The sequence below is a fragment of the Alicyclobacillus hesperidum subsp. aegles genome (assembly GCF_027923525.1).
In the GTDB taxonomy this organism is placed as follows: domain Bacteria; phylum Bacillota; class Bacilli; order Alicyclobacillales; family Alicyclobacillaceae; genus Alicyclobacillus; species Alicyclobacillus aegles.
In genome coordinates this window covers 96,041-119,659 of the sequence record NZ_BSBJ01000007.1, presented here as the reverse complement: position 1 = coordinate 119,659, position 23,619 = coordinate 96,041, and the positions used below count along the sequence as shown (strand labels likewise).

Sequence of the window (23,619 nt, the reverse complement as noted above, 5' to 3'; positions counted from 1 at the left end):
GTTCAAGAAATAACGAACACTCACAAGACATAGTGAACATTCAATTGTGCGGCAAATGCAACGCTTCCAAAAAGGCCTCACGAAGGTTGAATAAGGGCGCAAGAACGTTCTATTCAATACGATAATCGACACCATCATCATCGTTCAGGTAGTCGACATATAAATCTCGTCCGTCAAAATACCAAGCATCGTCGTCGCGAACAAAATATAATCTGCCATTACGCTGCTCACTCGCTACGATGTTCTCTGGTCGTTCCACTGACAAGCCAAGGGAGAAGCCAGGTTGAATGGTTGAATGTCCACCATATCGAACTTTAAAGCGTATCCCCTCTCCTTCCTTGACGTTCAATACGGATTCCATCCATTTCGCGGCTTTCGGATCGATCACAATTTTCATCCACATCGCCTCCTTTAAGACTTCTTTCATTATAGGTGATCTTGTCCGGCTTTACGTGAATAGTTCGGACCTGTTGTTTTAGGTTACGCGAATTAGTCCTTTCGGCTGTGTTCCGCGGAAAAATAATTAGTCTTTACGGGCATGGCTGAATGATATGTTTGTGTCTGCTGGTTTTGTGCGGACATCCTGAAAATAAGGGCATGAAGGGAACCTAAACAAGTGCCTAAGGGAGGCGAGTAGCATGGTGAAACTGTTGCGTGAAAACGTGTTTGTCAGATGGATTCTCACTGCACTACGAATTTGGATTGGTGTCGAGTGGATCCGTTCGTCTCTTACGAAGATTGGTTCTTCAGTCTGGACGGGGAGTCAGGCTGGAATTGCAGTGGAGGGATTTCTTAGGAGTGCCGTTGCTCAAAGTGTCGGGACACACCCGAACGTTCAAGCGTGGTACGCCTCATTTATCAAGCAGTTTGCTTTGCCGCATGCAAGGTTGTTTTCATACGCTGTAAGTTTTGGTGAGCTGTTAGTAGGCATCGCCTTAGTGTTTGGGTGTTTTACAACGTTTGCGGCGCTGGTGGCCGTGGTGATGAATATGGCATATCTGCTCGCCGGCACGACAAGCACCAATCCGAACATGGTGATATGGGAGATGTTTCTGCTCATCGGTGGATTTAATGCCGCTTATGTCGGATTGGACTTCTTTATCATCCCGCGGTTACGGAGGTTCGTCACACTCTTTCAACCTAAGGGGGGCTCTGACTCCCGTCATGTACGCAAGCTTTCTGCGTGATTCGAAGGAGCCTACCGTGGACTTTGACCTTCTGGTCCAATATAACCAGTCGAAAAATAGGCCTTGTGGAGCTAGTGAAACAGTATGAATGTGCCTCATGGCCCAATCTGCACGGTCTTATGATGAAGTCAAGTTTGCGGCACGAGTAAGGAGCGACTGATTATGAAAACAATTCTTTTGGCGACAGACGGTTCGCAGGGAGCCATCCAGGCGGGAGACATGGTGATTCAATTTCTAGACGCCTTTCCAGACGCATCTGTCATCGCTTTGCATGTCACACCGCCCGCATATGCGACAGCAGGCATAGGTATCGGTTTTGTTGCAGAATTGCCGGAGGATGACTTGAAGAAAGTGGTTAATAACGTCAAGCAACGTGTTGAACAGCAGTTTGCTGGATATGAGTCTCGAGTACGGTTTCGGAGCGCATTCGGCCCGCCCGCGGTCACAATTTGTCAAGTAGCGGATCAAGAGGCGGTAGACTTGATTGTACTTGGAAGTCACGGCTATGGCGTCGTAGACCGATTGTTACTTGGAAGTGTCAGTAGCAGTGTCGTTCATCGCTCGCATGTACCAACACTCGTTGTGAAGTGAGAATCATGGTAGATGGCATTTCGAGAACGGATGATCTATCCACATGCTGAAGCTAGCACGGCGTTTGTACGTTTTACGGATTCAATTCATAGTGGAAGTGATAATCATGAAGACGTTCGCTGTATTGACAAGCGGAGGCGATGCGCCGGGGATGAATGCGGCGATTCGATCCGTTGTGAGAACAGCCTCATTTTACGAATGTAGGATTTTCGGTATTCGACATGGATATCAAGGAATGATCGATGACGATGTGTTGGAATTGACCCCCGGTTCTGTGGGTGACATCATCCAACGGGGTGGAACAGTGCTTCAGACCGCACGATGTGAAGCTTTTAAGACGCCAGTAGGGTTGGCGAAGGGAATCGCGACCTTACAAAAGCATGGTATCGAAGGTCTTGTCGTCATTGGAGGCGATGGTTCTTTTCGTGGAGCCTATGCATTGGCGCAATATGGAATCCAGGTCATTGGAATTCCAGGTACCATCGACAATGATATTCCAGGGACGGACGAATCCATCGGCTTTGACACCGCGGTCAATACGGCTGTTGAGGCCATTGATCGGATCCGCGATACAGCGAGTTCGCATGATCGTACGTACGTGGTAGAAGTCATGGGTCATCATTCTGGAGCAATTGCTCTGTCGGTCGGTATGGCAGCGGGAGCAGCTTCCATTTTAATTCCTGAAGAACCGCAGGACCTTGATCGTGTTCTTGCTCAATTGAATAAGGCGAGAGAGCGTGGAAAAAAGCATCCGATTGTCATCGTGGCAGAAGGCGCGGCGTGCGCGATGGACGTGGGAGAGTTTCTGCGAAACCATATTGCATCGGAGGTTCGGGTAACGGTACTGGGACACATTCAACGGGGAGGCTCCCCGTCTGCTCGAGATAGGATCTTAGGGGGCCTTTATGGGACAGAAGCTGTTCGGTTGTTGCTAGAGGGGATGACGAATCACATGGTGGCGATGTGTGGCGCAAGAGTGACGGCAGTACCCTTTACGGAAGTCTTCGACCGACAACATGAAGCAAATCTTTCTTATCACCGGATTGCAGACACACTTGCGGTCTAAAAGAGTCTGAAGATGAAACAGAAGCAAGGTGGTGCATGCATGGCAATCAAAACGAAGCCAACGCGCATTGTTGTGGTTGGAGCGGGCGCTGTAGGAGCCACAACCGCATATACACTGTTCTTACGGTCGCGAGCTACAGAGATTGTTCTTATCGATACAAATGTTCGCAAAGCAAACGGAGAGGTCCTGGACATGCAACATGGTCTTCCGTTTGTTGGAGGTTCAAGAATTTGGGTGGGAACGTACCAGGACTGCGCCGATGCGGACATCGTGATTGTAACCGCCGGTGTTGCACAACGACCTGGTGAGACCAGGCAGCAATTGCTTGTCCGAAACGTGCGGATTATGCGAGATGTCGTCGGTCAACTGAGAAGTTATAACTTCCAAGGTATTTTACTCGTTGCGACCAATCCCGTCGATGTACTTTCGTACGTGGCGAATAAAGAAGCCAATTTGCCTGCAGGGCACGTAATAGGTTCTGGCACGGTTCTTGATAGCGCACGCTTTCGGTTTTTACTGGGGTCCGAGTTAGGTGTCGATCCGCGAAGCGTTCATGCACATATCATCGGTGAGCACGGTGACACCGAGGTGCCTGTCTGGAGTACGGCAAACGTCGTTGGCACACTTATTGACCTCACAGCAGAAAAACGTCGACGTGTCGCGCTGCAGACTCGCAAAGCTGCCTACGAGATTATCGAGTCTAAAGGATATACGAGCTATGCGATCGCGCTGGCTTTAGATCGGATTTGTACCGCCATCTTGTACGACGAGCATGCGGTGTTGAACGTGTCCACCCTGCTCCACGAATATCGCGGCATATCTGATGTGTATATGGGCGTGCCGTGTGTCATAGGAGCGAGCGGGGTCGAAAACGTGATCGATTTGCCGCTGTCGGTGAGGGAGCAGACCGCCTTTGAGGCATCCGCACGAGAGCTGCGGGCGCGAATTCAACAAGCATTAGCTATTGCAAAAGAGGGGGAAGCATGATGAACATTGTCATGATCGTGAGCGAAATCGACGACGTTGATCGCCTGGGGCGTCTTAAGCAGTATTTTGACGAGGTCGATGATTTTCGGATTACTGTTCTGTACATCTCCGATCCGCAAGAAGGACTATGCCTTGATACAGGAAACCACGCTCACTATATACTTCCAGACGCTGAACTGGTGTTCAAGCAGGAACTGGAAGATCGTGTATCGCATGTGTTTTTACATTGGCTCGATCGCGTCAAGTTCCGACACGAGGTCGGCAATCGCAGCGTGGTCATTGACCGCGTCATCCGCGAAGAGCATGCGGACATCGTGGCCGTATGCCGCAATCGATGCGATGAGGATTTACTGGCAAGCCTGGGGACACATCGTGTGCTTTTTGACGATACAAGCCTGGAGCTTCCACTCGCAAACTAGCCAGCCATAAAATCGTGCTTCCCCCTCCGTGTGAGGGGGTTTGCCACCCTTGCGGCACTCATCGCCACTGACTTCGAAGTCGATGGTCATTTGTTGCTGCCGCACTTTCATATTGAATATTCTAATTTTATTCGTTACAAAGAGGGGGGGAGGTGGAATGATGACAAAGTCCGAAATGGCCTTGCAGATCATTCGAGGGGCTCTGATTGACATGGCTTTAAGAAATCGCGATCGCGAAACGTTTGAAAACGCTACCAGTGTGGATTGGCGCGAACGAATTATTCTCGGAAAACAAGAGACTCAATCCTCTGCAATTTATCACCGCATCAAAAATGAAATGAAAGCAGAAGGTTATGGAGACAAAGCCATCGAAGATGCTTTGCGACTTTTGTCACGGCCGACGAGTTTGTTGGCCATGCACGCGATTCGGTCTTATCTAGATGGCATCCGTTCGCCATCGACTAGGGCAGTTGTGCAGCACTTCATTTCCGAGCCAACCATCATTCCGAAACTGAGACTATCATACGGGCCGCCGAGCGTTTACTCGAGTTGGTTTGTAATTGAGCGCGATCGCGTTGAATATATGGGCGAGACGGTTGAAACCTGTGAGGAACTCGCGGAGATTGCGGAACATCTGGATCTCGTTGTCATTTATCTAAGCCGGGATTCCTATTCGTTTGCTTAGGTGATCGAGTTCATCGGCTGAGTCGATGATGGAACTGGAGGGTTCCAGTTACGCATGGAATGGCCGTGCAACTTGCATTAGTTTCCAAGCGGGGATACCGTTATACTTGAACGTCAAGAGAGGAGGATTGTTGATGGATTTTCATCACATCATGGTGGCTGGTGGCGGCGTGCTTGGCAGCCAGATTGCTTACCAGACGGCGTTTCACGGTTTTGAAGTGTATTTGTACGATGTGAATGACGAGGCAATCGAGCGCGCCAAAAATCGAATAATTGGCTTGAAACCAGCGTATCAGCGCGACTTAGAAGCCACTGAAGACGAGGTCAACGCGGCGTTTGCGCGAATTCAGTTCTGCACAGATCTGAAGGAAGCTGTAGCCAAAGCCGATCTCGTCATCGAGGCGGTACCAGAAGTGCCGGACATCAAAACGGCATTTTATGAACAGCTTGCCAAGGTGGCTCCGGAGAAGACCGTTTTCGCGACAAATTCGTCAACCTTATTGCCAAGTCAGTTCGCTGAGGCGACGGGGCGACCGAGTAAGTTTCTTGCTTTGCATTTTGCAAATTCGATTTGGGTGCACAATACAGCCGAAATTATGAAACACCCGGGAACCGATGATCAGGTATTTCAGGACGTGATCGAATTCGCCAAAGCAATTGGTATGGTGCCGTTGCCGATTTACAAGGAGCAACCTGGATATATTCTCAATTCACTGTTGGTGCCTTTTTTGGAAGCCGCACAAATGTTGTGGGTGAACGGAGTGGCGGACCCGGAGACTATCGATAAGACGTGGATGATTGCGACTGGGGCACCCGAAGGGCCATTTGCCATCCTCGATACCGTTGGCGTGCGTACGGCTTACAATATTGCGAGTGGGAAAGCAAAGGCAGGAAAGCAGGAGTACGACCAGCTGGCGGCCAAGCTGAAAGACATGATCGACCTTGGTAAACTGGGGCGTGAGTCGGGTGAAGGTTTTTATCGCTATCCACACCCACGCTTTCGCGATCCGGATTTCCTCAAAAGCTAAAAAAGCTAAACGCGTCACCAAAAAACCCGCGCAGTACCATACCTGCGCGGGTTTTTTGGACTTGTCTTATTGCGCTTGCCCAGCCTTGATCCACTGTGCAACGGTGACTGTACGACGAGCTTGATGTTTGATGGCTGCGATGGTGCCTTCGTCGATGACGCCATCCTCTCGCGCTGTCACGCTTGTCCCATATGGATTGCCGCCGGACGTATATGCGGATGCATCCGTGAAACCGGGCGCTGCGATGATGGTACCCCAGTGGTACATCGAGGTGTACAGCGCTAGGATGGTTGCTTCTTGGCCACCATGCGGGTTTTGTGCGCTCGACATCGCGCTCACAACTTTGTTTGCTGTTTTGCCTTGAGCCCAGAGGCCGCCAAGCGTATCCATGAACTGTTTGAATTGCGATGGCACGTTACCAAAGCGCGTTGGCACGCTAAAGATGATGGCGTCTGCCCACTCGACATCCGCTGCCGAAGCAATTGGGACCTCGCGCGTCCTGTCGTGGTGCGCCTGCCAGGCTGGGTTCGACGCGATAGCTTCTGGGGGAGCTAGTTCCGGAACTTTGAGCACTTTGACGTCGGCGCCCATTTCACGTGCGGCGTCAGCAGCATATTGTGCCATTTGGTAGTTGGTGCCGGTGGAACTGTAGTAGATGATTGCGAGCTTGACCTTCGTCATGGCGGTTCCCTCCAAGTTCTTGGTTTATCTCCGCAGAATCTCTCTCTTTACATCATATACTTACAATTTGTAAGCACATCATGCGAGAGCTATGATACGGCATAAACTTACTTTGTGTCAAATCCAAGACAAACATAAGCAAAGAAACGGGGTGTTGCGATTGGCGGATGCGACGATATCGCCCTCTGTCACCTTGGGAGCCAAAATCGCAGATCAGCTACGTTGCCGAATTGTTTCGGGGACGTTGGCGAAAGGGGAGGTGATATCGGAGAATCAACTGGCTCGCGAGTTTGGCACGAGCCGATCTCCGGTTCGCGAAGCGTTGCGCGAGTTGGCTCACGAAGGCGTGATTGAGCTTGCGAGAATGGGTGCGATCGTCAAAGGATTGGATGCCGGCGACGTGCAGGAATTATACGACGTTCGCTTCTTGATTGAACGCTTCGCGTTCAGTCGGGTTGCCGCGCAATCGGACGACGCACGATCCGCCTTGTGCACCGAGTTAACGCAAATGGTCGACAAGATGGAATTGGCTGTGCGGCATGGCAACCACGTAGAATTTGCTGCTTGGGATTTACGGTTTCACGAGCGCGTTGTGGCAGCTGCAGGGCACAAGCGGTTGTGGCATATGTGGGGTGAAATCCGGGAAATCGTGCACGCGACTCTAGCCGTGGTGACCGAACGGCGATTGGAACGTTCTCCCGACGATATGTCTGGGTCGTTAGAGCAACACCGCGAATTGGTCAAGGCACTCGTCATTGGCAACGAAGACCTAGTGCTAGCTGTCGTTCAACGACATTTGGAGGAGACCAAAAGCCTGGTTGAGACGCTATTTGGACTTTCATAGACTGCTTTTCTGCGTAGTCATCGAACGGTTCATGCCGGAATAAGATGTCGACAAGTATACATGTCGATCGCGGGGAAATCCGCGTCGGCCAAAGGAGGCTAGCAGATGGAAAACGCGCTTGGTTTAGAGCCAAGGGCAGCGGCGGCGATTTCGCGACTGGTGGAAAAGTACAGTCCAAGTGGAACCAAGATTGGCTGGCTCATGATTGCGTCTATTTTCATCGAGGCTTGGGACCTGTACTCCATCTCATTTGTCATTGTGTTCATTAAGGCCATCTACCATCCTTCCGCGTTGATGCTCGGTTTAGCATCTGCGGCAACACAGGGCGGGGCGCTCATCGGTGCCTTGATTGGTGGTTGGCTGACCGACAAAATCGGCCGCCGCGCGGTGTTTCTCGGCACCATGCTCATGTTCTTCGTCTTCGGCGTGTTGCAAGCGTTTGCAACGGATATGACGATGCTGGTCATTATCCGCTTCATTATTGGCATTCCGCTAGGCACGGACATCGCAAACGGGTATACGTACATCATGGAGTTCATGCAGAGCGGAAAGCGCGAAGTCATGGGCAACCGGTGGCAGATTATGTTCGCCGTCGGCGAGGTAGTAGCCATCGCGGTTGTTTTATTGTTCCTTGGCATTGGTGTCAAGGATGCTTTGCTCTGGCGGATCGTGCTTGGTTTGTCAGGCGTTCCGGCCATCATTCTGTTCTTCCTGCGCCTCAACTTGCCAGAGACGGCCATTTGGCTCATTCAACGTGGTAGGTATCGCGAAGCGAAGGCCATCGCTCGTCAGATGTATGGCGATCCGCTGGAGATGCTTCCGGATGCTGACGAACCGGTTCCTACGCCGAAACTTCGCGAGTTTTTGCGCGACCTGCGCAAGGACCCTGTGCGGTTCCGGGCGAGCTTATACGGCTGGATCGCAGGTTTTATGCAAAACGGCGAGTTCGCAACGTTCGCTTTTTATCTACCGGTTCTATTCGCTCTCGTGCATGTGACTGGAACGTTTGACACGGATTTGATTACGCTTGCGGTCTATGTGGTGGCTCTCATCTCTGGTTTGGTCGGACCTCTGATCACGCCAAAAATTGGTCAGAAGAAACTCAGCATCTGGGGATTCTCGATAGTTGGTATAGCCCTTCTCATTGCGGCGGCTGCCCTGTACACAGGTCACAATATCCTTTTGCCGTTTGCCGCGGGGCTGATGCTGTGGGGTCACTATTGGGATGCTGAAAACTGTATGACCATTCCGTCCATGGTCGCGTCGGCGCGCTACCGCGGAATTTCGAGCGGCTTTGCGTATATGTGGATCAAGGTGTCAGGTTTCTTAGGTATCTTTTTGTTCCCGTCGTTCTTTGCCATGATTGGAACGGCGAATGCGACGTTGTTCACCGTTTTGTTCCCGTTGTGTGGCTTGCTAGCTTCTGTTTTTATCCTTCCGGAAGTTTACGGTTACGTGAGCAAGGAAGGTTGATGTTTAGCAGTGTGAAAGAAACGTGATGTTTTCGGCACGAGTTACGTGCTATCGTTTATAATCAAAGAGATCTTGTATACAAGTGTGCGGACCGGCAAGCCAACCTTTTGAAACCGCATACAAGTTGGCTTGCCGAGCCCGTGTTCCCTGGAATGAGGTGATGGCGGTGAAAATCGCCTCGGTGGAATGGTTTCTTGTTCCTCCCCGTTGGCTGTTTGTCAAGGTAACCGATGAAGAAGGTTTGACAGGATGGGGAGAACCGGTCGTCGAGGGACGGGCGCGCACCGTGGCAGCGGCCGTAAGTGAGTTGCAGACGTACGTCGTCGGCGCAGATGCGGATCGCATTGAAGATCTTTGGCAGGTTTTGTACCGTGGGGGGTTCTACCGCGGCGGTCCGGTCTTGATGAGTGCCATCGCCGGCATCGACCAGGCGTTGTGGGATCTCAAGGGCAAGCGCTACAACCTGCCGGTCTACGAGATGCTAGGCGGTCGGGTACGCGACAAAATGCGGGTGTATGCGTGGATTGGCGGCGATCGGCCGAGCGATGTCGGCATGGCGGCCAAAGCGCGCATGGAGCAAGGGTTTACCGCAATTAAAATGAACGCGACAGAAGAGATGCACTGGATTGACTCGCATAAAAAGATCGATGCGGTGCTGGAACGAGTACAGGCGGTGCGCGACGCGGTGGGCGAGGACTTTGGAATCGCCGTCGATTTTCACGGTCGCTTGCATCGTCCCATGGCTAAAGTCCTTGCACAGGAACTGCGCCCTTTCGATTTGATGTTTATCGAAGAACCGGTATTGCCTGAAAATGACGAGGCACTGCGCGAGATCGCCCAGGTTGCCGCGATGCCAATTGCGACCGGAGAGCGGTTGTATTCGCGATGGGACTATAAACGGCTTTTGGCAGGCGGATACGTGGATATCATCCAGCCGGACTTGTCGCACGCGGGCGGTATTTCGGAGTGCAAAAAAATTGCCGCGATGGCCGAAGCCCACGATGTCGCACTTGCACCTCACTGTCCCTTGGGTCCGATCGCGCTGGCTGCTTCGTTGCAATTGGACGCGTGCACGCCCAATGCGTTTATCCAAGAGCAGAGCCTCGGCATTCATTACAATCTCGAGAACGACTTGCTTGACTATGTCGAGGATCCTTCGGTGTTTGCCTATAACGATGGTTTTGTTTTGCTGCCTGACGGGCCGGGATTGGGGTTGAAAATCGACGAAGCCTCTGTGCGAGAGGCCGCCAAACGCGGACACGATTGGCGAAATCCTGTCTGGCGTAACGTGGATGGATCGGTGGCGGAATGGTGAGCAACGCATATGCGGAACGGTTTCGCCAGGCTGTTGCAGAGACGGGCGTGATCGCGATTGTGCGCGGTGTGCCGTCCTCGCACGTCATCGAGCTTGGTCAGGCTTTGTACGCCGGCGGCGTGCGAGTGATGGAAGTGACGTTGAATACGCCGGATGCACACCGTTCGATTGCGGCTTTATGTCAACATTTCTTCGGACGCATGCAGATCGGGGCAGGTACTGTGCTGTCGGCGAGTGAGGCAAAGGAAGCGATAACGTTGGGGGCGTCGTTCCTCGTGGCACCCCATGTCGATCCGGTCGTCGTGCAGGCTGGTTTGGCGGAGGGGGTACCGGTCTTGCCTGGAGCGTTGACACCCAGCGAAATCGTGGTCGCGCTTAGAGCCGGTGCACCGATGGTGAAGGTGTTTCCGGCAAATCGCGGTGGCACTGCATACCTTCGGCAAGTGCGGGCAGTGGCACCCGGTTTGCCACTGGTGGCGGTTGGGGGCGTTACGTTGGCGAACGTCGAGGGTTTCTTCGCCGCTGGCGCGAAAGCGGTTGGTCTAGGCAGCTCACTCGTGGATCGCGAAGCGATTAAGGATGGCAATTACAGTGTGATCACATGCCGAGCGAAAGCGTTTGTCGAGGCATATAGGCGTTCTCGTATCAGATAGGGAGGGGACAGGATGGCGGATGTGACGGTTTCGCACGCGGACCTTCGGAGGATGGTGCAAAGTGCATTGTCAGGGGCAGGCGTGCCGCGCGATACGGCGGGCGTTGTCGCGGATGTGTTGGTGCATGCCGATCTGCGCGGTGTGCATTCGCATGGCGTGTTACGAACGGAACATTATGTGCACCGCGTGCGCGCGGGTGGGCTCAATCCGCATGCGACTCCGCGGTTTCGGCAAACCGGACCAACGGCAGGGCTTGTCGATGGCGACGACGGCTTCGGACACGTCGTCGGGAAATTCGCGATGGAACGTGCCGTTGAACTGGCAGCCGTACACGGAATTGGCTTTGTCGGCGTGCACAACAGCAGCCACTGTGGCGCTTTGTCCTATTTCGTACAGATGGCCGCGGGCGCCGGGTTCATCGGCGTGGCGATGACGCACACCGACGCATGCGTGGTGCCATTTGGGGGACGGCGCCCATTTTTCGGCACTAATCCTATAGCATTCGCGTTTCCAGCAAAGCACCATCCACCCATCATCCTCGATATGGCAACGAGTGAAGTGGCATTTGGTAAAGTCCTGCAGGCGCGCGAGGTCGGTAAACAGATTCCGACATCGTGGGGCGTTGACGCAAAAGGTCGGCCCACTGCGGATCCGTCTGCGGTAACTGCCTTGTTGCCTTTGGGCGGAGCGAAGGGCTACGGGCTGGCGCTTGCTATCGACGTCCTGTCTGGGATCCTCACCGGGGCTACGTTTGGACCCCATATCGTGCCGATGTACGGCGAATATGAACAGATGCGTAAGCTGGGGCACCTTTTCATGGCGCTCGATCCCGGCCTGTTTCACAATCGCGACGCGTTTGTTGAAGCGGTTGATCAGATGATTGAGGAACTCCATCAAGAACCAGCGGCCGCAGGCTTCGCAGAAGTGCTCGTACCCGGCGAGCCGGAACAGCGCAAAGAGGCGCTGTATCGTGAGCAAGGTGTGCCCGTTCCAGAATCTGTGTATCGGTATCTGGCCACGGCGGCCTCCCATGATGCCTCTGACCAGAGTGAGGGATGACTATGGACGATCATCATGCTCCATCGATTATGCAACTGGCAGAACTACTCGCGTCCTATCGTGACGATTTGTACGAGATTCCGACGCACGCGCCTGGGCCTTCCGGTCGACTGCCGCTGACGCCTGAAATGCTCAGAACGTGGGCGAGCGGAGACCTCTTTGGGCTCTCGCAAAACGTCGGCATGGGATGGGATCCCAAAAAGGTGCTTGGTCAGCACATGCTCATTATCAGCACGCAAGGAGGGCTGCGCGCCGCTGACGGATCGCCAGAGGCTCTCGGTTATCACACGGGCCACTACGAAATTGGACTGCTTGTGCAAGCGGCAGCGCGCGAATTGCGGCGGCTTGGCGCGGTGCCATTTGCAGCAGCGGTCAGCGATCCCTGCGACGGCCGTTCCCAAGGCACCGCGGCGATGTTTGACTCATTGCCATATCGCAATGATGCCTCTTTGGTCATGCGGCGCCTGATTCGGTCGTTGCCAACCCGCAAGGGTGTATTGGGGGTGGCAACGTGCGACAAGGGGCTTCCGGCGACGATGATGGCCTTGGCTTCCATCGGACGCTTGCCCGGCGTGCTCGTGCCCGGCGGCGTGACCCTTGCACCCGAGGAGGGCGAAGACGCTGGTAAAGTGCAGACCATCGGTGCTCGTTTCGCGCACGGGGAAATCAGTCTCGAATATGCGGCGGAAGTTGCTTGTCGAGCCTGTGCCAGCCCTGGTGGCGGATGTCAATTTTTAGGCACTGCAGCAACTGCACAGGTTGTGGCCGAAGCATTAGGCATGGCGATTGTCCATTCCGCACTCGCACCTTCTGGACAGCCGATATGGGAAGAAGTAGCGGTGCATTCGGCCCGCGCTTTGTTGCGCCAAGCTCAACTTGGATGGGGGATGGCGGATATCCTGACGGACGCTGCGGTGCACAACGCCATGGTGGTGCACGCGGCAATTGGCGGGTCCACCAACTTGCTCCTACACATCCCGGCCATCGCCCATAGCGCCGGGCTGTCCATGCCGACGGCCGCCGATTGGCGTGAAGTCAACCAGGCTGTGCCGAGGATCGTCAGCGTGTTGCCGAATGGGCCGGTCGATTATCCAACCGTGTATGTCTTTTTGGCTGGCGGTGTGCCAGAAATCATGTTGCATCTGCGGCGTGCGGGGCTGCTCGAGACTTCGGTCAAAACGGCATCAGGTTGTAGCTTAGACGACGTTCTCAATTGGTGGCAGGATTCAGAGCGCCGGCGCCGTGTGCAGGATCGGCTCAAAAGTGCAACAGGTGTCGATCCGGACGACGTCATTATGTCTCCCGACGTTGCACGAGCCCGCGGTCTAACCTCGACTGTCACATTTCCGACGGGCAACCTGGCCCCCGATGGGGCGGTGATCAAATCGACGGCCATCGATCCGTCCGTCGTCGATGCTGACGGTGTGTATCGACACATTGGCCCGGCGAAAGTGTTTACGAGTGAGCGGCAGGCGATAGCGGCCATTAAAGGCGGCGCAATTGAGCCGGGCGACGTCTTGGTGCTCATCGGGCGTGGTCCAACCGGGACGGGTATGGAAGAGACCTATCAGTTGACGTCCGCACTTAAGCATCTATCGTTTGGTAAACATGTTGCCTTAATTACCGATGCTCGTTTTTCCGGGGTCTCGACAGGCGCTTGTATTGGTCACGTCGGCCCCGAGGCCCTAGCCGGTGGCCCCATTGGAAAACTGCGCGATGGGGACGTCATCGAGGTGATCGTTGATCGGATTCGATTGCAGGGGTCTGTCAATTTAGTGGGTGTCGGGGACGAGCGATTCGACGCAGAGGAGGGAACGAGGATTCTTGCAAAGCGGGAGCCTCATCCAGACCTCGCGCCGGATCCCGATCTACCTGACGACACGCGTTTGTGGGCAGCTCTACAGCGTGCCAGCGGGGGGCCCTGGCGGGGGGCGGTATACGACGTAGAGCGAATTCTACAGGTCATTGAAGCTGGAATCGCGGCTCTCGCAGCGAACGACGATGAAACGAGTAACCAGCATGTGACGCAGATTTGACGCGAAGTACGATGATTCATGTTCGTAACACGGGAGGGTATCGTTTTGGAAGCAAAAAATTGGGTAGCTGGCGAATGGAGGATACCAAATGGCGGATCGTACGTTGTCAACAATCCGTCGCGCCTCTCTGAGGAAGTAGGCGTCGTCCATACGTCGGAAGAAGCCGATGTTATCACGGCTGCAGAGGCCGCCAGACGCGCGTTGCCAGGATGGGCGGGGCTTGCTGGCGCGAAACGAGCAGATCTTCTTTACAAAGCGGCCGATTTATTGGCCGCACGTGCGGATGAGGTTGCGGTTTTGGCCAGTCGTGAGATGGGGAAACCCATCGGTGAGATGAAGGGTGAGGTTGTCCGTGGTGTCAATCTCCTGCGTTACTATGCCGCTGAAGGGGTACGTGCTGTCGGCAGTGTGATTCCGGCCAGCCAGGAAGGCGTGCTGCAGTATACAAAGCGTGTCCCACTCGGTGTCGTTGGCGTGATTACGCCGTGGAATTTCCCAGTCGCCATTCCAATTTGGAAGATAGCGCCGGCACTCATTTGCGGAAACACCGTTGTCTGGAAACCTGCCGAGTTTGCGTCCCTGACCGCCGCCGCCGTGGCTCATGTGTTCGCGGACGCTGGACTGCCGCCAGGTGTGCTCAACTTGGTCGTCGGGGACGGTGCTGTCGTCGGCCAGGCGCTCGTCGAACACGCGGCGGTGGACGCCATCAGCTTTACCGGATCGACCACCACTGGTATGCGTGTCGCGACAATTTGTGCTGGCCGCAACATGAAGTACCAAACGGAAATGGGTGGCAAGAACGCCGCTGTTGTCCTCGCCGACGCTGACCTATCCGTCGCTGTACCGGCTGTGGTGAGCGGCGCGTTTCGATCCGCTGGCCAAAAGTGTACGGCGACAAGTCGCATCATCGTCGAAAAGGCCATCTACGAGCCGTTCGTCGATGCGCTTTCGGCAGCAGTGCGCGAACTGTACGTCGGCGATGCGCTGGATCCGAAAACCTACTTGGGACCGGTGGCTTCCAAGAGCCAGTACAGCAAAGTGCAATCCTATGTCGATCTCGCGAGATCGGAAGCGAGCCTCGTCGTCGAAGGCGAGTTACAAGTCTCGCCTGATACGGGGTACTATGTGAGCCCACTCGTTGTGACGGGAATGGACGTCGGCCACGCTTTGGCACAGGAAGAGGTCTTCGGGCCCCTGGCCTGTATCCTCACGGCGGATGGATTCGATGAGGCCGTGGAGCAGTGTAATCGCACGGTATATGGACTTAGCGCGTCCGTTTTTACGAGTAACCTTGAGCGGGCGATGCGCTTTCTAGACGCAGCAGAGGCAGGCATGGTTCGCGTCAACCTTGAGTCGGCGGGCGTCGAATATCAGGCCCCGTTTGGCGGTATGAAGCAATCCAGTTCGCACACGCGCGAACAAGGCCAGGCTGCGCTCGACTTTTACAGCCAGGTAAAGACGTGCGCGGTCTATTACGGCGCGTAGGAGGGAATGGGATGAAGACTATCCGTTACATGCATCCGGTAGACGGTTCCGTTCATCTTGGCATTGTGGTCGGCGACGATGTCTATAGCGTTACGGACAAGGTTGCGTCGTGGACAGATCCTGTGCCCATGTGGCAAGCGCTACGGGCATTGCAGCTGGACATGCGCTCGGTTGAGGAGCGGTTATGCGTTGGGGACTCGTTATCCTATCGAAATCTCACTGGCGAAGGTCGTCTTTTGCCTCCAGTGCTGGCACCTGAAGTTTGGGCAAGCGGCGTCACCTATGAGCGAAGCCGAGTCGCTCGCAACGCCGAGACACAGCTGCAAGACAGCGTGTACGACCGCGTCTATACCGCGACACGCCCCGAATTGTTTTTCAAGGCCACAGCCGAGCGCCTGGTCCCGCCTGGTCAATCCTTAAAGTTGCGCTCGGACTCCGCGTGGATGGTGCCTGAGCCTGAATTGAGTGTCATTATTTCCAGCCAAGGCGATATCATTGGCTACACGATTGGCAATGACCTGAGCTCGCGCGATATTGAAGGTGAAAATCCGTTGTATTTGCCGCAGGCGAAGATTTTTGCGGCGAGCTGTTCGTTGGGACCTGCGCTCGTGTGGTGCGATCCCGCTGTCGATCCGCTGGCATGGGAGATTGAGATGCGGATCGAACGCGCTGGAGACACGGTGTTCTTGGGAAACGTCGCTTTGACACAACTGCGACGTCCGCTTTCTGAACTTGTCTCCTATCTCTTGCGCGATAATCCCATTCTTGATGGCACCGCGTTGATGACCGGGACTGGAATCGTGCCGCCGGATGAATTCACCTTGCAACCAGGAGATGTTGTTGCCATTGAAATTCAAGCCATAGGACAATTGGTCAATCCGATTTCAGCGCAGGGTACGCGTGCGGTCGCCATGGAGGCTGGCGTTTAAAGTCGATTGTGTTCGTAAAAAAGGACCGCCCTATTTGGTGGGCGGTCCTTTTTTACACGAATAGAGAACAAAGTTAGCTACGTGCAACAGGGCGACCGAGTGGCAGAATGGTCTTGCCTGCGGTGGCGTTAATCACCGTTGCAAATGAGGTGTACAAGGCCGTGAGGCCACAGATCAGGCCAACCCATCCGCCCGGTTGACTGCCCATCACGCCAAAGCCGTGAAATGCTAGCAAGAAGAAGGCGAGCCACAGCGTCAAAAAGACGAAGAACAAAGCCCGATTGAGATAGAATGTGCCAATCCAAAGGAATAAAGTCAGGATGCCAAAGAACAACAGAAAAACGCCCAACCCGGCCGGGGGTGCCGCCTTCTCGATAAAATAGAACGCAATCCAGAAGGCACCGTACGATGAAAAGGCTGTAGCTCCAAACGTGTTTCCTTTGCGAAATTCCCACATGCCGGCGATAAACTGAGCACCGCCGCCGTAGGCAAGAGCCAAACCAAGGACGACACCCAGAGCACCTGTACTGACGACGCCCGCATTGATCAGACTAAGAATGCATGTTGTAATACCGAATCCGGCCAGCCCAAGCGGACCGGGATCGGCGATTTTTGTTTGTTCTGCCATGGCAAATCCACCTTCTTTCCCAATGTCGCGAGTGGTGCGACAACGACATTCCGGTACAATCGTCGAAGTTCAGGTTGTGGACATCACCTCCCTTGCGTCAGTCCTGATCCTTGTATTGCGCTTTCAGCGCTTCCACAACGCTTGGATCGGCCAACGTCGTCGTGTCGCCAATGACCCGCCCTTCGCCGATGTCGCGCAACAGGCGGCGCATGATTTTGCCACTGCGTGTTTTGGGCAATTCTGCTGTAAACAGAATCTCTTCAGGCCGGGCCATCGCGCCAATTCGTTCGACGACGTGCTGTTTTAATTCAGTGACGAGATCGTCGGACGACGCGATGCCTTCGCGCAGGGTGACAAACGCGGTGATGGCCTGGCCTTTCACTTCATGTGAGCGGCCAATGACGGCCGCTTCGGCGACTGCCGGATGCGCGACGAGAGCGCTTTCCACTTCGGCGGTGCCAATGCGGTGTCCCGACACGTTGATGACGTCGTCGATGCGTCCAAGAATCCAAATGTACCCGTCTTCGTCGAGGTGGGCACCGTCGCCTGGCAGATAGATACCTTCGAATTTGCCAAAGTACGTGTTGCGGAAGCGTTCGTCGTCACCCCAGACCGTGCGGAGCATCGATGGCCAGGGCTTGGTGATGACCAGATACCCACCATGGCCAGGGGGAACCGAGTTGCCATCCTCGTCGACAATATCGACTGCGATCCCGGGAACGGGCCTGGTGGCGGAACCAGGCTTCGTCGTGATTAAGCCTGGCAGTGGTGCGATCATGGCGCAACCTGTTTCGGTTTGCCACCACGTGTCGACAATGGGGCAGCGCTCTTGGCCCACGTACTTGTGGTACCACATCCATGCCTCTGGATTGATGGGTTCACCCACGGTCCCAAGCAGGCGAAGCGAGCTTAAATCGTGCTTTTCGACATACTGCGAGCCCCACTTCATGAACATGCGGATGGATGTCGGTGCGGTATAGAGAATGGTCGCGCCGTACTTTTCGGCAATTTCCCAATACCTATCGCGATCCGGAAAGTCGGGAGAACCTTCGTACATGACAACGGTGCCACCGGCTGACAGTGGTCCGTACACGAGATACGTGTGGCCAGTGATCCAACCAATATCCGCCGTGCAGAAGAAGACGTCGTTGTCTTTGAGATCGAATACAGTGCGCATGGATGTGTTGACACCTGTCAAATATCCAGCCGTCGAGTGAACAATGCCTTTCGGCTTTCCCGTCGTTCCTGACGTATACAGCAAAAACAGATAGTCTTCCGAGTCCATCGGCTCTGCTGGATATGGGGAAGTGGGGGCACTCGCCATGAGATCTTGCCAACGGACGTCGCGGCCCTCGTGTAGCGTAATGCCGGCCTCTGCACCCACGCGCTCAACGACGATGACTTTCTCGATTGGGGTGTCGACCACGGCTTCATCGGCGTTTGCCTTTAAAGGCACGATTTTACCACGTCGCCAACCGGCATCTGCCGTGATGAGGAGTTTGCTGTCCGCGTCGATGATCCGATCGCGCAGAGCTTGCGCGGAAAATCCCCCAAATACCACCGAGTGAATGGCCCCGATCTTGGCACACGCGAGCATCGAGATCGGCAGTTCAGGTACCATCGGCAAATAGATGGTGACGCGATCACCTTTTTGTACACCCAGTTCGCGCAACGCGTACGCGGCTTTGTCGACCTCACGACGCAACATATCGTAAGTGAGTACACGACTGTCACCAGGCTCGCCTTCCCAGATGATGGCGGCTTTGTTCTTGCGATGTGTCAAGGTGTGACGGTCCACGCAGTTGTATGCGGCATTCAGTTTTCCGCCGATAAACCATTGGGCGTGCGGCGGCTCCCAATTGCAAACGCTTTCAAAATCTTCAAACCAAGTGAGCTCTTGAGCCTGCGCCGACCAAAATGCCTCTGGATCCTGCAGGGCGGACTCATAAATCCCTTCATCCTGAAAATTTGCCTGCTGACGAAACGATTCCGCAGGAGAGAAGGTCCGGGATTCGTGCAACAATGTATCGAGTTGTTCTTTTGGACTCATTATGTCGGCTCCTTTCGACCAGTCGCATCATATGACGATAACGACAAGTTCAATTGGTTGTTATTATCATAGAATAAGTTGTCTGAGAAAACAATCAGTGAGGGTGAGTGTGGTGGTAAACACTATATGTGGGCGATTCTGCAATATGATTGCTGACGCAGGGATGGTTCCAGCAAAAAGGCTGCTCTTTGCGCAACTTGTGCGCCAGCGAGCAGCCACATTACGAATGAGGTGACAATCAGGCTTCGTCGTCTTCTGAGTCGTCGAACAGATCGTCGTTATAGGCGTCCACTACACGTTGCCATTCTTCGTCATCATCGATCTCGGCCAGGACCATTTGATCTCCATCTTCGCCATCAATTCGGAAAATGACGCCTTCTTCCATTTCCTCATCAATCGGCAACAGAACGGCATAGTCCTTTTCATCGACGGTCAACACTTCGCCGAGGACAAATTGATGTTCCTGTCCGTTTTCGTCTTCGAGTACGATGATTTCATCGTCGTGATCGTGATCATGCAAATGTTCATCCGCCATCGCAAGCTCATTCCTATCCGATATCAAAATTTGGCTGGTGCCATGCCTGAAAAACATAACACCATATGGTACGAGTGTCAACGAATCATCGTTGAAACATACCGCAAAACAATCCGACGCGCTACATGTTTTGCGGAGGTGCTGCGATGGCGGCAGCAAGGCGGCTGGTGACGGCGTCAAGCAGATCATTCAACTGTCTTTCGGCCGCTTCGAACGATTGGACATCAGGGATGCGGTTGAGCTCGGACAGCAGGGCATCCGCCTTTTCGAGTAGATGCCGATAGTGCAATGGTGGCACTTTGCGGGCCTGAAATTCGCCAATCTGTTCGCGCAGGTCGCGAAACTGCCGCAACAAGGCGGAGGCCTCGCGGTTTGCGGAAAGACGAGCCTGCGCCTCGCGATATGCTGCGGCCTCGTCCGATTCGGCAATCAAGTCAGCCAATTCGCTCGCTTGCACAAGCAGTTGGTTTCTATCCAAGGCCCATCACCCCCTGTCAGCCTAACCCGTGCGCATCAGACTCATACCAGGGGTTACGGAAGTCGGCGCGTACGCCAGAGAGCCGACTCTTCCTCGCGATCAATCTCTTCAAGTTCTTTGACTGCGATCTCAAAGGCGACTCGATCACGCCGATCCAGCGCTTGATCAATCTGCATGCGAATTCGTTCGCGCCGAAGTGCTCGTGCTTCCACCTCGGACAACACTTGCTGTACTTCTGGCGGAATGGGTAGGTCTGGTAGATTCACAAAAACGTACAGCTTCTCGCTGGACGATGTGTTGGCGAAAAATGACTGCAACGCTGGCAGGATTTCTTCTGCCTGGCTCACTTTCTTAATGCGCCCGTTAATAGGAAGACGAGCAATCATCCCATGGCGGCCGATGATGAGCAGTGGCACGTTCTCCAGCACGATGTTGGTTGCTTCAAGTTGGCCGTTACGAGCAGCGAGAAAATCGATGACTGCTTCAGCCCCTGCAGGGAGAAGTTTGGTTTTCAAAATCAAGATATCGTCTTTTGTCATCATCGAGTGTTCACTCCTTTTGGCGGAGTTTGCTGTTCTGACCGATCATACGCCTGGTGACATGCCTTCGCGCACCCTGTAGACGAAGCGGCAGCTTTACAATTGGAAAAACGGCGCTAGTCCGTGCGGCTCGCTTGTGACCACCGAAAGTGGTGCAAATATTGTAGCAGAAGAGCGGTCTAAAGGAAACGTGACAAACGCCAAATTCCCAGGTCACACATGCTTTCCCTGTGTCGCGCACCGTGTCGACGACATACTATCCGTGGGGGGATGGGCCGATGAACGAGTGGGTGTATTTCGCGGGTTTGTACGACAGTAAGTTCGAAGCGTACTGTGCGGTGATGTGGGTCGAAGCCGACGAACGCATTCGACGCACGGCGCAGCCCACGGAAGTTGAGGTTTACCGTTCGCGCAATGGGAAATACGGCGTGCGTTTTCGTTCGCAAACCACGGGCGCGGCGAGCCGCTCGCTTGTTCGCCATTAGGCATCGACCATCTTTTATGCGAAGTATGAAAAACAGCCATCCAATGCGGATGGCTGTTTTTCACATGATTGATCCTCAGTGCTGCGTCGAGGGGTAATCGTCATCGCGATCCATCAAAAACGCAACGACTTCTTCGGGCAAATGGTCGCGCTCTTGACCTTTCTTCTTTACTTCATCGCGCTGCTTTGCGTTGGCAGAAGACGGTTGGGCCGATTTTGTCTGTTGACTTGATGCCGCTTGTCCCTGCTTGCCTTGCTGCACTTGTGTGGTTTGTTGCTGAGGATTCAATAATGCTTGTGCTGCCGAGCGAATGGGGCACCAGCCAGTGACGCCTTCGGCAACCTTCATCGCGCCATATCCCATCAAAAAGGCTTTGGCGAGCGGTGATTGGCGCCTGCCGCGAGCAGCGCTGGCAATGCTGATGACACCCGTCGCCAGCCGGAAGTAGCGATCCGCCATAGACAAGTTTGCTTGCACGCTATCGCCTCCTTTGTGGTCAGTCATGCACAGTATCCGCAAGCCAGCGAAAGCCCATGCTCACGCACAGGCAGATCACATGTTTTTTTCAAATCGAATTGACTTTGACTATCCTTGACTAAATGGCGTTTTTCGTACATCATGGGTATTGTAAGAGGTGTGATGAAGAGGAGGCTTGGGGTATGAGTTTAATTCCATATGTAGTGGAACAGACCTCGCGTGGCGAGCGCAGTTATGACATTTACTCGCGCTTGCTGAAGGATCGGATCATCTTTTTGGGCACTGCCATTGACGACGATGTGGCGAACGCAGTTGTCGCTCAGCTTTTGTTTTTAGCCGCCGACGACCCGGATAAGGACATCCAGATGTACATAAACAGCCCAGGTGGCTCGGTCTCGGCCGGCCTTGCGATTTATGATACGATGCAGCATATCAAACCAGACGTCAGCACGATGTGTATCGGTATGGCGGCGAGTATGGGTGCGGTGCTTTTGACCGCGGGTGCAAAAGGAAAGCGATTTGCGCTACCCAATTCGGAAGTCATGATTCACCAGCCGCTGGGCGGAGCACGCGGGCAAGCGTCTGATATCGAAATTCACGCGCGCCACATTTTAAAGACGCGCGAACGTTTGAATAAGATCCTTGCCGAGCGCTCAGGACAGCCTTTAGAACGCGTCGCACAGGATACGGATCGCGATAACTTTATGTCAGCCGAAGAAGCGAAGGCGTACGGCCTGATCGACGAGGTCATTTATCGGTAATCGCGGTTCTGTGCCAAGTACCGAGGTGCGTGATGCGCCTCGGTCTTTTCATTGGGGGGATTTATTTGGAAGATGTGCTCTACTTCGATTATGCGGCAACAGCGCCGTTGTCGCCTGTGGTGCGCGCAAGGCTACACGAGTGGATCGATGTATTTGGCAACCCCTCGTCGTTACACCGGATCGGGATGGAAGCTGAAGCGCTATTGAGTAAAGCGCGCACGACCCTGCGAGAGGCATTGGGAGCAGAGCATGGGGACATCGTTTTTACCGGCGGCGGCACAGAGGCCAATAATTTAGCTATTTTTGGAAGTGTAGAACTGTTGCACAACCGAGGGAGCCACGTCGTGACCACGGCCGTCGAACACCCGGCAGTTCGCGAGGCATTTGGCAGGCTCAAGGAGCGCGGGTTTGAGGTTACTTACGTGCGTCCCAACGAACAGGGCGATATTGAAGTCGACGACGTGCTCTCGGCTGTGCGCCCCGATACATCCTTCGTTTCGGTCATGCATGTCAACAATGAGACTGGCGCCATCTTTCCTGTCGAGGCGTTGGCGGACAAGCTCTCGGCATGGCCGAAAGTCCGTTTTCACGTCGATGGAACACAGGCCTTAGGGAAGATTCCCGTGTCACTTGTGCGCCATAACAATATCCACCTCTATACTGCGTCCGGGCACAAGGTCGGCGGGCTCAAGGGTGTGGGTGCGCTGTACGTCCGCCAGGGCGTGCGCCTGTTGCCGCACGTCGTGGGGGGCGGTCAGGAGTTTGGCTTGCGCTCTGGCACGGAAAACGTGCTAGGTGCCATCAGTTTTGCCGAAGCAGCGCGGGAAGCGGTAAAGGACATGGAGGCTGCAAGACAAAATGCACTGACACACAGGCAATGGTTCGTCAATCGCCTGAATCAGATTGGGCATTGGGTCGTGTTGTCGCCGCGAAACCCCTCGCCCTACATCGTTTACGCGGCATTGCCCGGGCTTAGGGGCGAAATCATCGTCCATGCATTGGAGGAAAAAGGGCTATACGTCTCGGCCGGCAGTGCTTGTTCCAGCGGTAAGCGATCTCGCCAGCCAAGTCACGTGTTGACGGCGATGGGCGTGGACAAGCGTGTCGCGGAGGGTGCCGTGCGCTTTTCATGGCATCCGCGTACATCGCGGGCAGATCTCGAACGCGCATTGGCCGTGGTGGAGGAACGCACGCAGTGGTTACTTGGCATGATGGGAAGGCGGTAGAGG

The 23,619-nt window shown here is 54.3% G+C and carries 26 protein-coding genes; 18 read left to right on the top strand and 8 right to left on the bottom strand.

What is annotated here, in order from left to right; genetic code table 11:
- Nucleotides 1-109: 109 nt before the first annotated feature.
- A complete protein-coding gene (locus tag QMF38_RS06060) occupies nucleotides 110-397 on the bottom strand; it encodes a HesB/YadR/YfhF family protein (protein WP_198146611.1) in 288 nt (95 codons plus the stop codon).
- A 241-nt stretch (nucleotides 398-638) separates the two neighbouring features.
- Here QMF38_RS06060 and QMF38_RS06055 point away from each other — a divergent pair, with 241 nt between their 5' ends.
- The 7 genes from QMF38_RS06055 to QMF38_RS06025 all read left to right on the top strand — a co-directional run bounded on the left by QMF38_RS06055 (nucleotide 639) and on the right by QMF38_RS06025 (nucleotide 5,962).
- A complete protein-coding gene (locus QMF38_RS06055; protein WP_058094057.1) occupies nucleotides 639-1,187 on the top strand; it encodes a DoxX family protein in 549 nt (182 codons plus the stop codon).
- 162 nt (nucleotides 1,188-1,349) lie between these two features.
- Nucleotides 1,350-1,778, top strand: coding sequence for a universal stress protein (locus QMF38_RS06050; protein ID WP_058094056.1), 429 nt, complete (start codon nucleotides 1,350-1,352; stop codon nucleotides 1,776-1,778).
- 106 nt (nucleotides 1,779-1,884) lie between these two features.
- Complete coding sequence (gene pfkA, locus QMF38_RS06045; protein WP_058094055.1) at nucleotides 1,885-2,844, top strand: 6-phosphofructokinase; 960 nt, start codon at nucleotides 1,885-1,887, stop codon at nucleotides 2,842-2,844.
- A 39-nt stretch (nucleotides 2,845-2,883) separates the two neighbouring features.
- Nucleotides 2,884-3,831 (top strand): L-lactate dehydrogenase, encoded by a 948-nt coding sequence (locus QMF38_RS06040; protein WP_281758922.1) that lies wholly within the window; start codon nucleotides 2,884-2,886, stop codon nucleotides 3,829-3,831.
- Nucleotides 3,831-4,250, top strand: coding sequence for a hypothetical protein (locus tag QMF38_RS06035; protein ID WP_058094053.1), 420 nt, complete (start codon nucleotides 3,831-3,833; stop codon nucleotides 4,248-4,250). Before QMF38_RS06040 ends, QMF38_RS06035 begins: the two co-directional genes overlap by 1 nt.
- Before the next feature lie 160 nt (nucleotides 4,251-4,410).
- Nucleotides 4,411-4,935 carry a hypothetical protein gene (locus QMF38_RS06030; protein ID WP_157057179.1) on the top strand — a complete coding sequence of 175 codons (525 nt, stop codon included), beginning with the start codon at nucleotides 4,411-4,413 and terminating at the stop codon, nucleotides 4,933-4,935.
- A gap of 133 nt (nucleotides 4,936-5,068) precedes the next feature.
- Entirely contained in the window at nucleotides 5,069-5,962 is an 894-nt protein-coding gene (locus QMF38_RS06025; RefSeq protein WP_058094051.1) for a 3-hydroxyacyl-CoA dehydrogenase, read from the top strand.
- A gap of 66 nt (nucleotides 5,963-6,028) precedes the next feature.
- On the opposite strand, the gene wrbA is transcribed toward QMF38_RS06025, so the two are convergent.
- Nucleotides 6,029-6,643: an NAD(P)H:quinone oxidoreductase gene (wrbA, locus tag QMF38_RS06020; protein WP_058094050.1), complete on the bottom strand. Its 615-nt coding sequence runs from the start codon at nucleotides 6,641-6,643 to the stop codon at nucleotides 6,029-6,031.
- Nucleotides 6,644-6,803: 160 nt separating this feature from the next.
- Here wrbA and QMF38_RS06015 point away from each other — a divergent pair, with 160 nt between their 5' ends.
- From QMF38_RS06015 to QMF38_RS05980, 8 genes are all read left to right on the top strand, one after another.
- Nucleotides 6,804-7,487, top strand: a complete 684-nt coding sequence (locus QMF38_RS06015) for a GntR family transcriptional regulator (RefSeq protein WP_232302150.1) — start codon at nucleotides 6,804-6,806, stop codon at nucleotides 7,485-7,487.
- A 105-nt stretch (nucleotides 7,488-7,592) separates the two neighbouring features.
- Nucleotides 7,593-8,960, top strand: coding sequence for an MFS transporter (locus QMF38_RS06010; protein ID WP_006446814.1), 1,368 nt, complete (start codon nucleotides 7,593-7,595; stop codon nucleotides 8,958-8,960).
- 166 nt (nucleotides 8,961-9,126) lie between these two features.
- Nucleotides 9,127-10,275, top strand: coding sequence for a galactonate dehydratase (gene dgoD, locus QMF38_RS06005; protein WP_058094049.1), 1,149 nt, complete (start codon nucleotides 9,127-9,129; stop codon nucleotides 10,273-10,275).
- Complete coding sequence (locus tag QMF38_RS06000; RefSeq protein WP_198146610.1) at nucleotides 10,272-10,928, top strand: bifunctional 4-hydroxy-2-oxoglutarate aldolase/2-dehydro-3-deoxy-phosphogluconate aldolase; 657 nt, start codon at nucleotides 10,272-10,274, stop codon at nucleotides 10,926-10,928. Before dgoD ends, QMF38_RS06000 begins: the two co-directional genes overlap by 4 nt.
- Nucleotides 10,929-10,940: 12 nt before the next feature.
- Nucleotides 10,941-11,987, top strand: coding sequence for an ureidoglycolate dehydrogenase (gene allD / locus QMF38_RS05995; protein ID WP_058094047.1), 1,047 nt, complete (start codon nucleotides 10,941-10,943; stop codon nucleotides 11,985-11,987).
- Nucleotides 11,988-12,016: 29 nt separating this feature from the next.
- Nucleotides 12,017-14,023 (top strand): YjhG/YagF family D-xylonate dehydratase, encoded by a 2,007-nt coding sequence (locus tag QMF38_RS05990; RefSeq protein WP_281758932.1) that lies wholly within the window; start codon nucleotides 12,017-12,019, stop codon nucleotides 14,021-14,023.
- Nucleotides 14,024-14,068: 45 nt separating this feature from the next.
- A complete protein-coding gene (locus QMF38_RS05985; RefSeq protein ID WP_058094046.1) occupies nucleotides 14,069-15,508 on the top strand; it encodes an aldehyde dehydrogenase family protein in 1,440 nt (479 codons plus the stop codon).
- Between the two features lie 11 nt (nucleotides 15,509-15,519).
- Nucleotides 15,520-16,437 (top strand): fumarylacetoacetate hydrolase family protein, encoded by a 918-nt coding sequence (locus QMF38_RS05980; RefSeq protein WP_232302149.1) that lies wholly within the window; start codon nucleotides 15,520-15,522, stop codon nucleotides 16,435-16,437.
- 73 nt (nucleotides 16,438-16,510) lie between these two features.
- On the opposite strand, the gene QMF38_RS05975 is transcribed toward QMF38_RS05980, so the two are convergent.
- From QMF38_RS05975 to QMF38_RS05955, 5 genes are all read right to left on the bottom strand, one after another.
- The gene (locus tag QMF38_RS05975) at nucleotides 16,511-17,065 is read right to left on the bottom strand and encodes an acetate uptake transporter (protein ID WP_058094045.1); all 555 of its coding nucleotides are present in this window, start codon (nucleotides 17,063-17,065) and stop codon (nucleotides 16,511-16,513) included.
- Between the two features lie 97 nt (nucleotides 17,066-17,162).
- Nucleotides 17,163-19,115: an acetate--CoA ligase gene (acs, locus tag QMF38_RS05970; RefSeq protein ID WP_058094044.1), complete on the bottom strand. Its 1,953-nt coding sequence runs from the start codon at nucleotides 19,113-19,115 to the stop codon at nucleotides 17,163-17,165.
- 238 nt (nucleotides 19,116-19,353) lie between these two features.
- Nucleotides 19,354-19,650, bottom strand: coding sequence for a DUF1292 domain-containing protein (locus QMF38_RS05965; RefSeq protein WP_040289368.1), 297 nt, complete (start codon nucleotides 19,648-19,650; stop codon nucleotides 19,354-19,356).
- 121 nt (nucleotides 19,651-19,771) lie between these two features.
- Nucleotides 19,772-20,128, bottom strand: coding sequence for a YlbF family regulator (locus QMF38_RS05960; RefSeq protein WP_058094043.1), 357 nt, complete (start codon nucleotides 20,126-20,128; stop codon nucleotides 19,772-19,774).
- A gap of 53 nt (nucleotides 20,129-20,181) precedes the next feature.
- Nucleotides 20,182-20,670, bottom strand: a complete 489-nt coding sequence (locus QMF38_RS05955; RefSeq protein ID WP_058094042.1) for an IDEAL domain-containing protein — start codon at nucleotides 20,668-20,670, stop codon at nucleotides 20,182-20,184.
- Nucleotides 20,671-20,945: 275 nt separating this feature from the next.
- Between QMF38_RS05955 and QMF38_RS05950 the strand changes: the two genes are divergently transcribed.
- The gene (locus QMF38_RS05950; protein ID WP_040289370.1) at nucleotides 20,946-21,152 is read left to right on the top strand and encodes a hypothetical protein; all 207 of its coding nucleotides are present in this window, start codon (nucleotides 20,946-20,948) and stop codon (nucleotides 21,150-21,152) included.
- Between the two features lie 75 nt (nucleotides 21,153-21,227).
- Here QMF38_RS05950 and QMF38_RS05945 read toward each other — a convergent pair whose 3' ends face one another.
- Entirely contained in the window at nucleotides 21,228-21,629 is a 402-nt protein-coding gene (locus QMF38_RS05945) for a YgaP family membrane protein (RefSeq protein WP_058094041.1), read from the bottom strand.
- A 182-nt stretch (nucleotides 21,630-21,811) separates the two neighbouring features.
- On the opposite strand from QMF38_RS05945, the gene clpP reads away from it, so the two are divergent.
- A complete protein-coding gene (gene clpP, locus QMF38_RS05940; RefSeq protein ID WP_058094040.1) occupies nucleotides 21,812-22,390 on the top strand; it encodes an ATP-dependent Clp endopeptidase proteolytic subunit ClpP in 579 nt (192 codons plus the stop codon).
- Nucleotides 22,391-22,464: 74 nt separating this feature from the next.
- Nucleotides 22,465-23,616: a cysteine desulfurase family protein gene (locus QMF38_RS05935; protein ID WP_232302177.1), complete on the top strand. Its 1,152-nt coding sequence runs from the start codon at nucleotides 22,465-22,467 to the stop codon at nucleotides 23,614-23,616.
- Nucleotides 23,617-23,619: the final 3 nt, after the last annotated feature.

Coding starts and splice junctions, on each gene's coding strand:
- allD (WP_058094047.1), top strand. CDS start 10,941: ATGGCGGATGTGACGGTTTCGCACGCGGACCTTCGGAGGATGGTGCAA.
- QMF38_RS06035 (WP_058094053.1), top strand. CDS start 3,831: ATGAACATTGTCATGATCGTGAGCGAAATCGACGACGTTGATCGCCTG.
- QMF38_RS06060 (WP_198146611.1), bottom strand. CDS start 397: ATGAAAATTGTGATCGATCCGAAAGCCGCGAAATGGATGGAATCCGTA.
- wrbA (WP_058094050.1), bottom strand. CDS start 6,643: ATGACGAAGGTCAAGCTCGCAATCATCTACTACAGTTCCACCGGCACC.
- QMF38_RS05975 (WP_058094045.1), bottom strand. CDS start 17,065: ATGGCAGAACAAACAAAAATCGCCGATCCCGGTCCGCTTGGGCTGGCC.
- QMF38_RS06055 (WP_058094057.1), top strand. CDS start 639: ATGGTGAAACTGTTGCGTGAAAACGTGTTTGTCAGATGGATTCTCACT.
- pfkA (WP_058094055.1), top strand. CDS start 1,885: ATGAAGACGTTCGCTGTATTGACAAGCGGAGGCGATGCGCCGGGGATG.
- acs (WP_058094044.1), bottom strand. CDS start 19,115: ATGAGTCCAAAAGAACAACTCGATACATTGTTGCACGAATCCCGGACC.
- QMF38_RS05955 (WP_058094042.1), bottom strand. CDS start 20,670: ATGATGACAAAAGACGATATCTTGATTTTGAAAACCAAACTTCTCCCT.
- QMF38_RS06040 (WP_281758922.1), top strand. CDS start 2,884: ATGGCAATCAAAACGAAGCCAACGCGCATTGTTGTGGTTGGAGCGGGC.
- QMF38_RS06050 (WP_058094056.1), top strand. CDS start 1,350: ATGAAAACAATTCTTTTGGCGACAGACGGTTCGCAGGGAGCCATCCAG.
- QMF38_RS06010 (WP_006446814.1), top strand. CDS start 7,593: ATGGAAAACGCGCTTGGTTTAGAGCCAAGGGCAGCGGCGGCGATTTCG.
- QMF38_RS05990 (WP_281758932.1), top strand. CDS start 12,017: ATGCAACTGGCAGAACTACTCGCGTCCTATCGTGACGATTTGTACGAG.
- clpP (WP_058094040.1), top strand. CDS start 21,812: ATGAGTTTAATTCCATATGTAGTGGAACAGACCTCGCGTGGCGAGCGC.
- QMF38_RS05950 (WP_040289370.1), top strand. CDS start 20,946: ATGAACGAGTGGGTGTATTTCGCGGGTTTGTACGACAGTAAGTTCGAA.
- QMF38_RS05965 (WP_040289368.1), bottom strand. CDS start 19,650: ATGGCGGATGAACATTTGCATGATCACGATCACGACGATGAAATCATC.
- QMF38_RS06025 (WP_058094051.1), top strand. CDS start 5,069: ATGGATTTTCATCACATCATGGTGGCTGGTGGCGGCGTGCTTGGCAGC.
- QMF38_RS05980 (WP_232302149.1), top strand. CDS start 15,520: ATGAAGACTATCCGTTACATGCATCCGGTAGACGGTTCCGTTCATCTT.
- QMF38_RS06030 (WP_157057179.1), top strand. CDS start 4,411: ATGACAAAGTCCGAAATGGCCTTGCAGATCATTCGAGGGGCTCTGATT.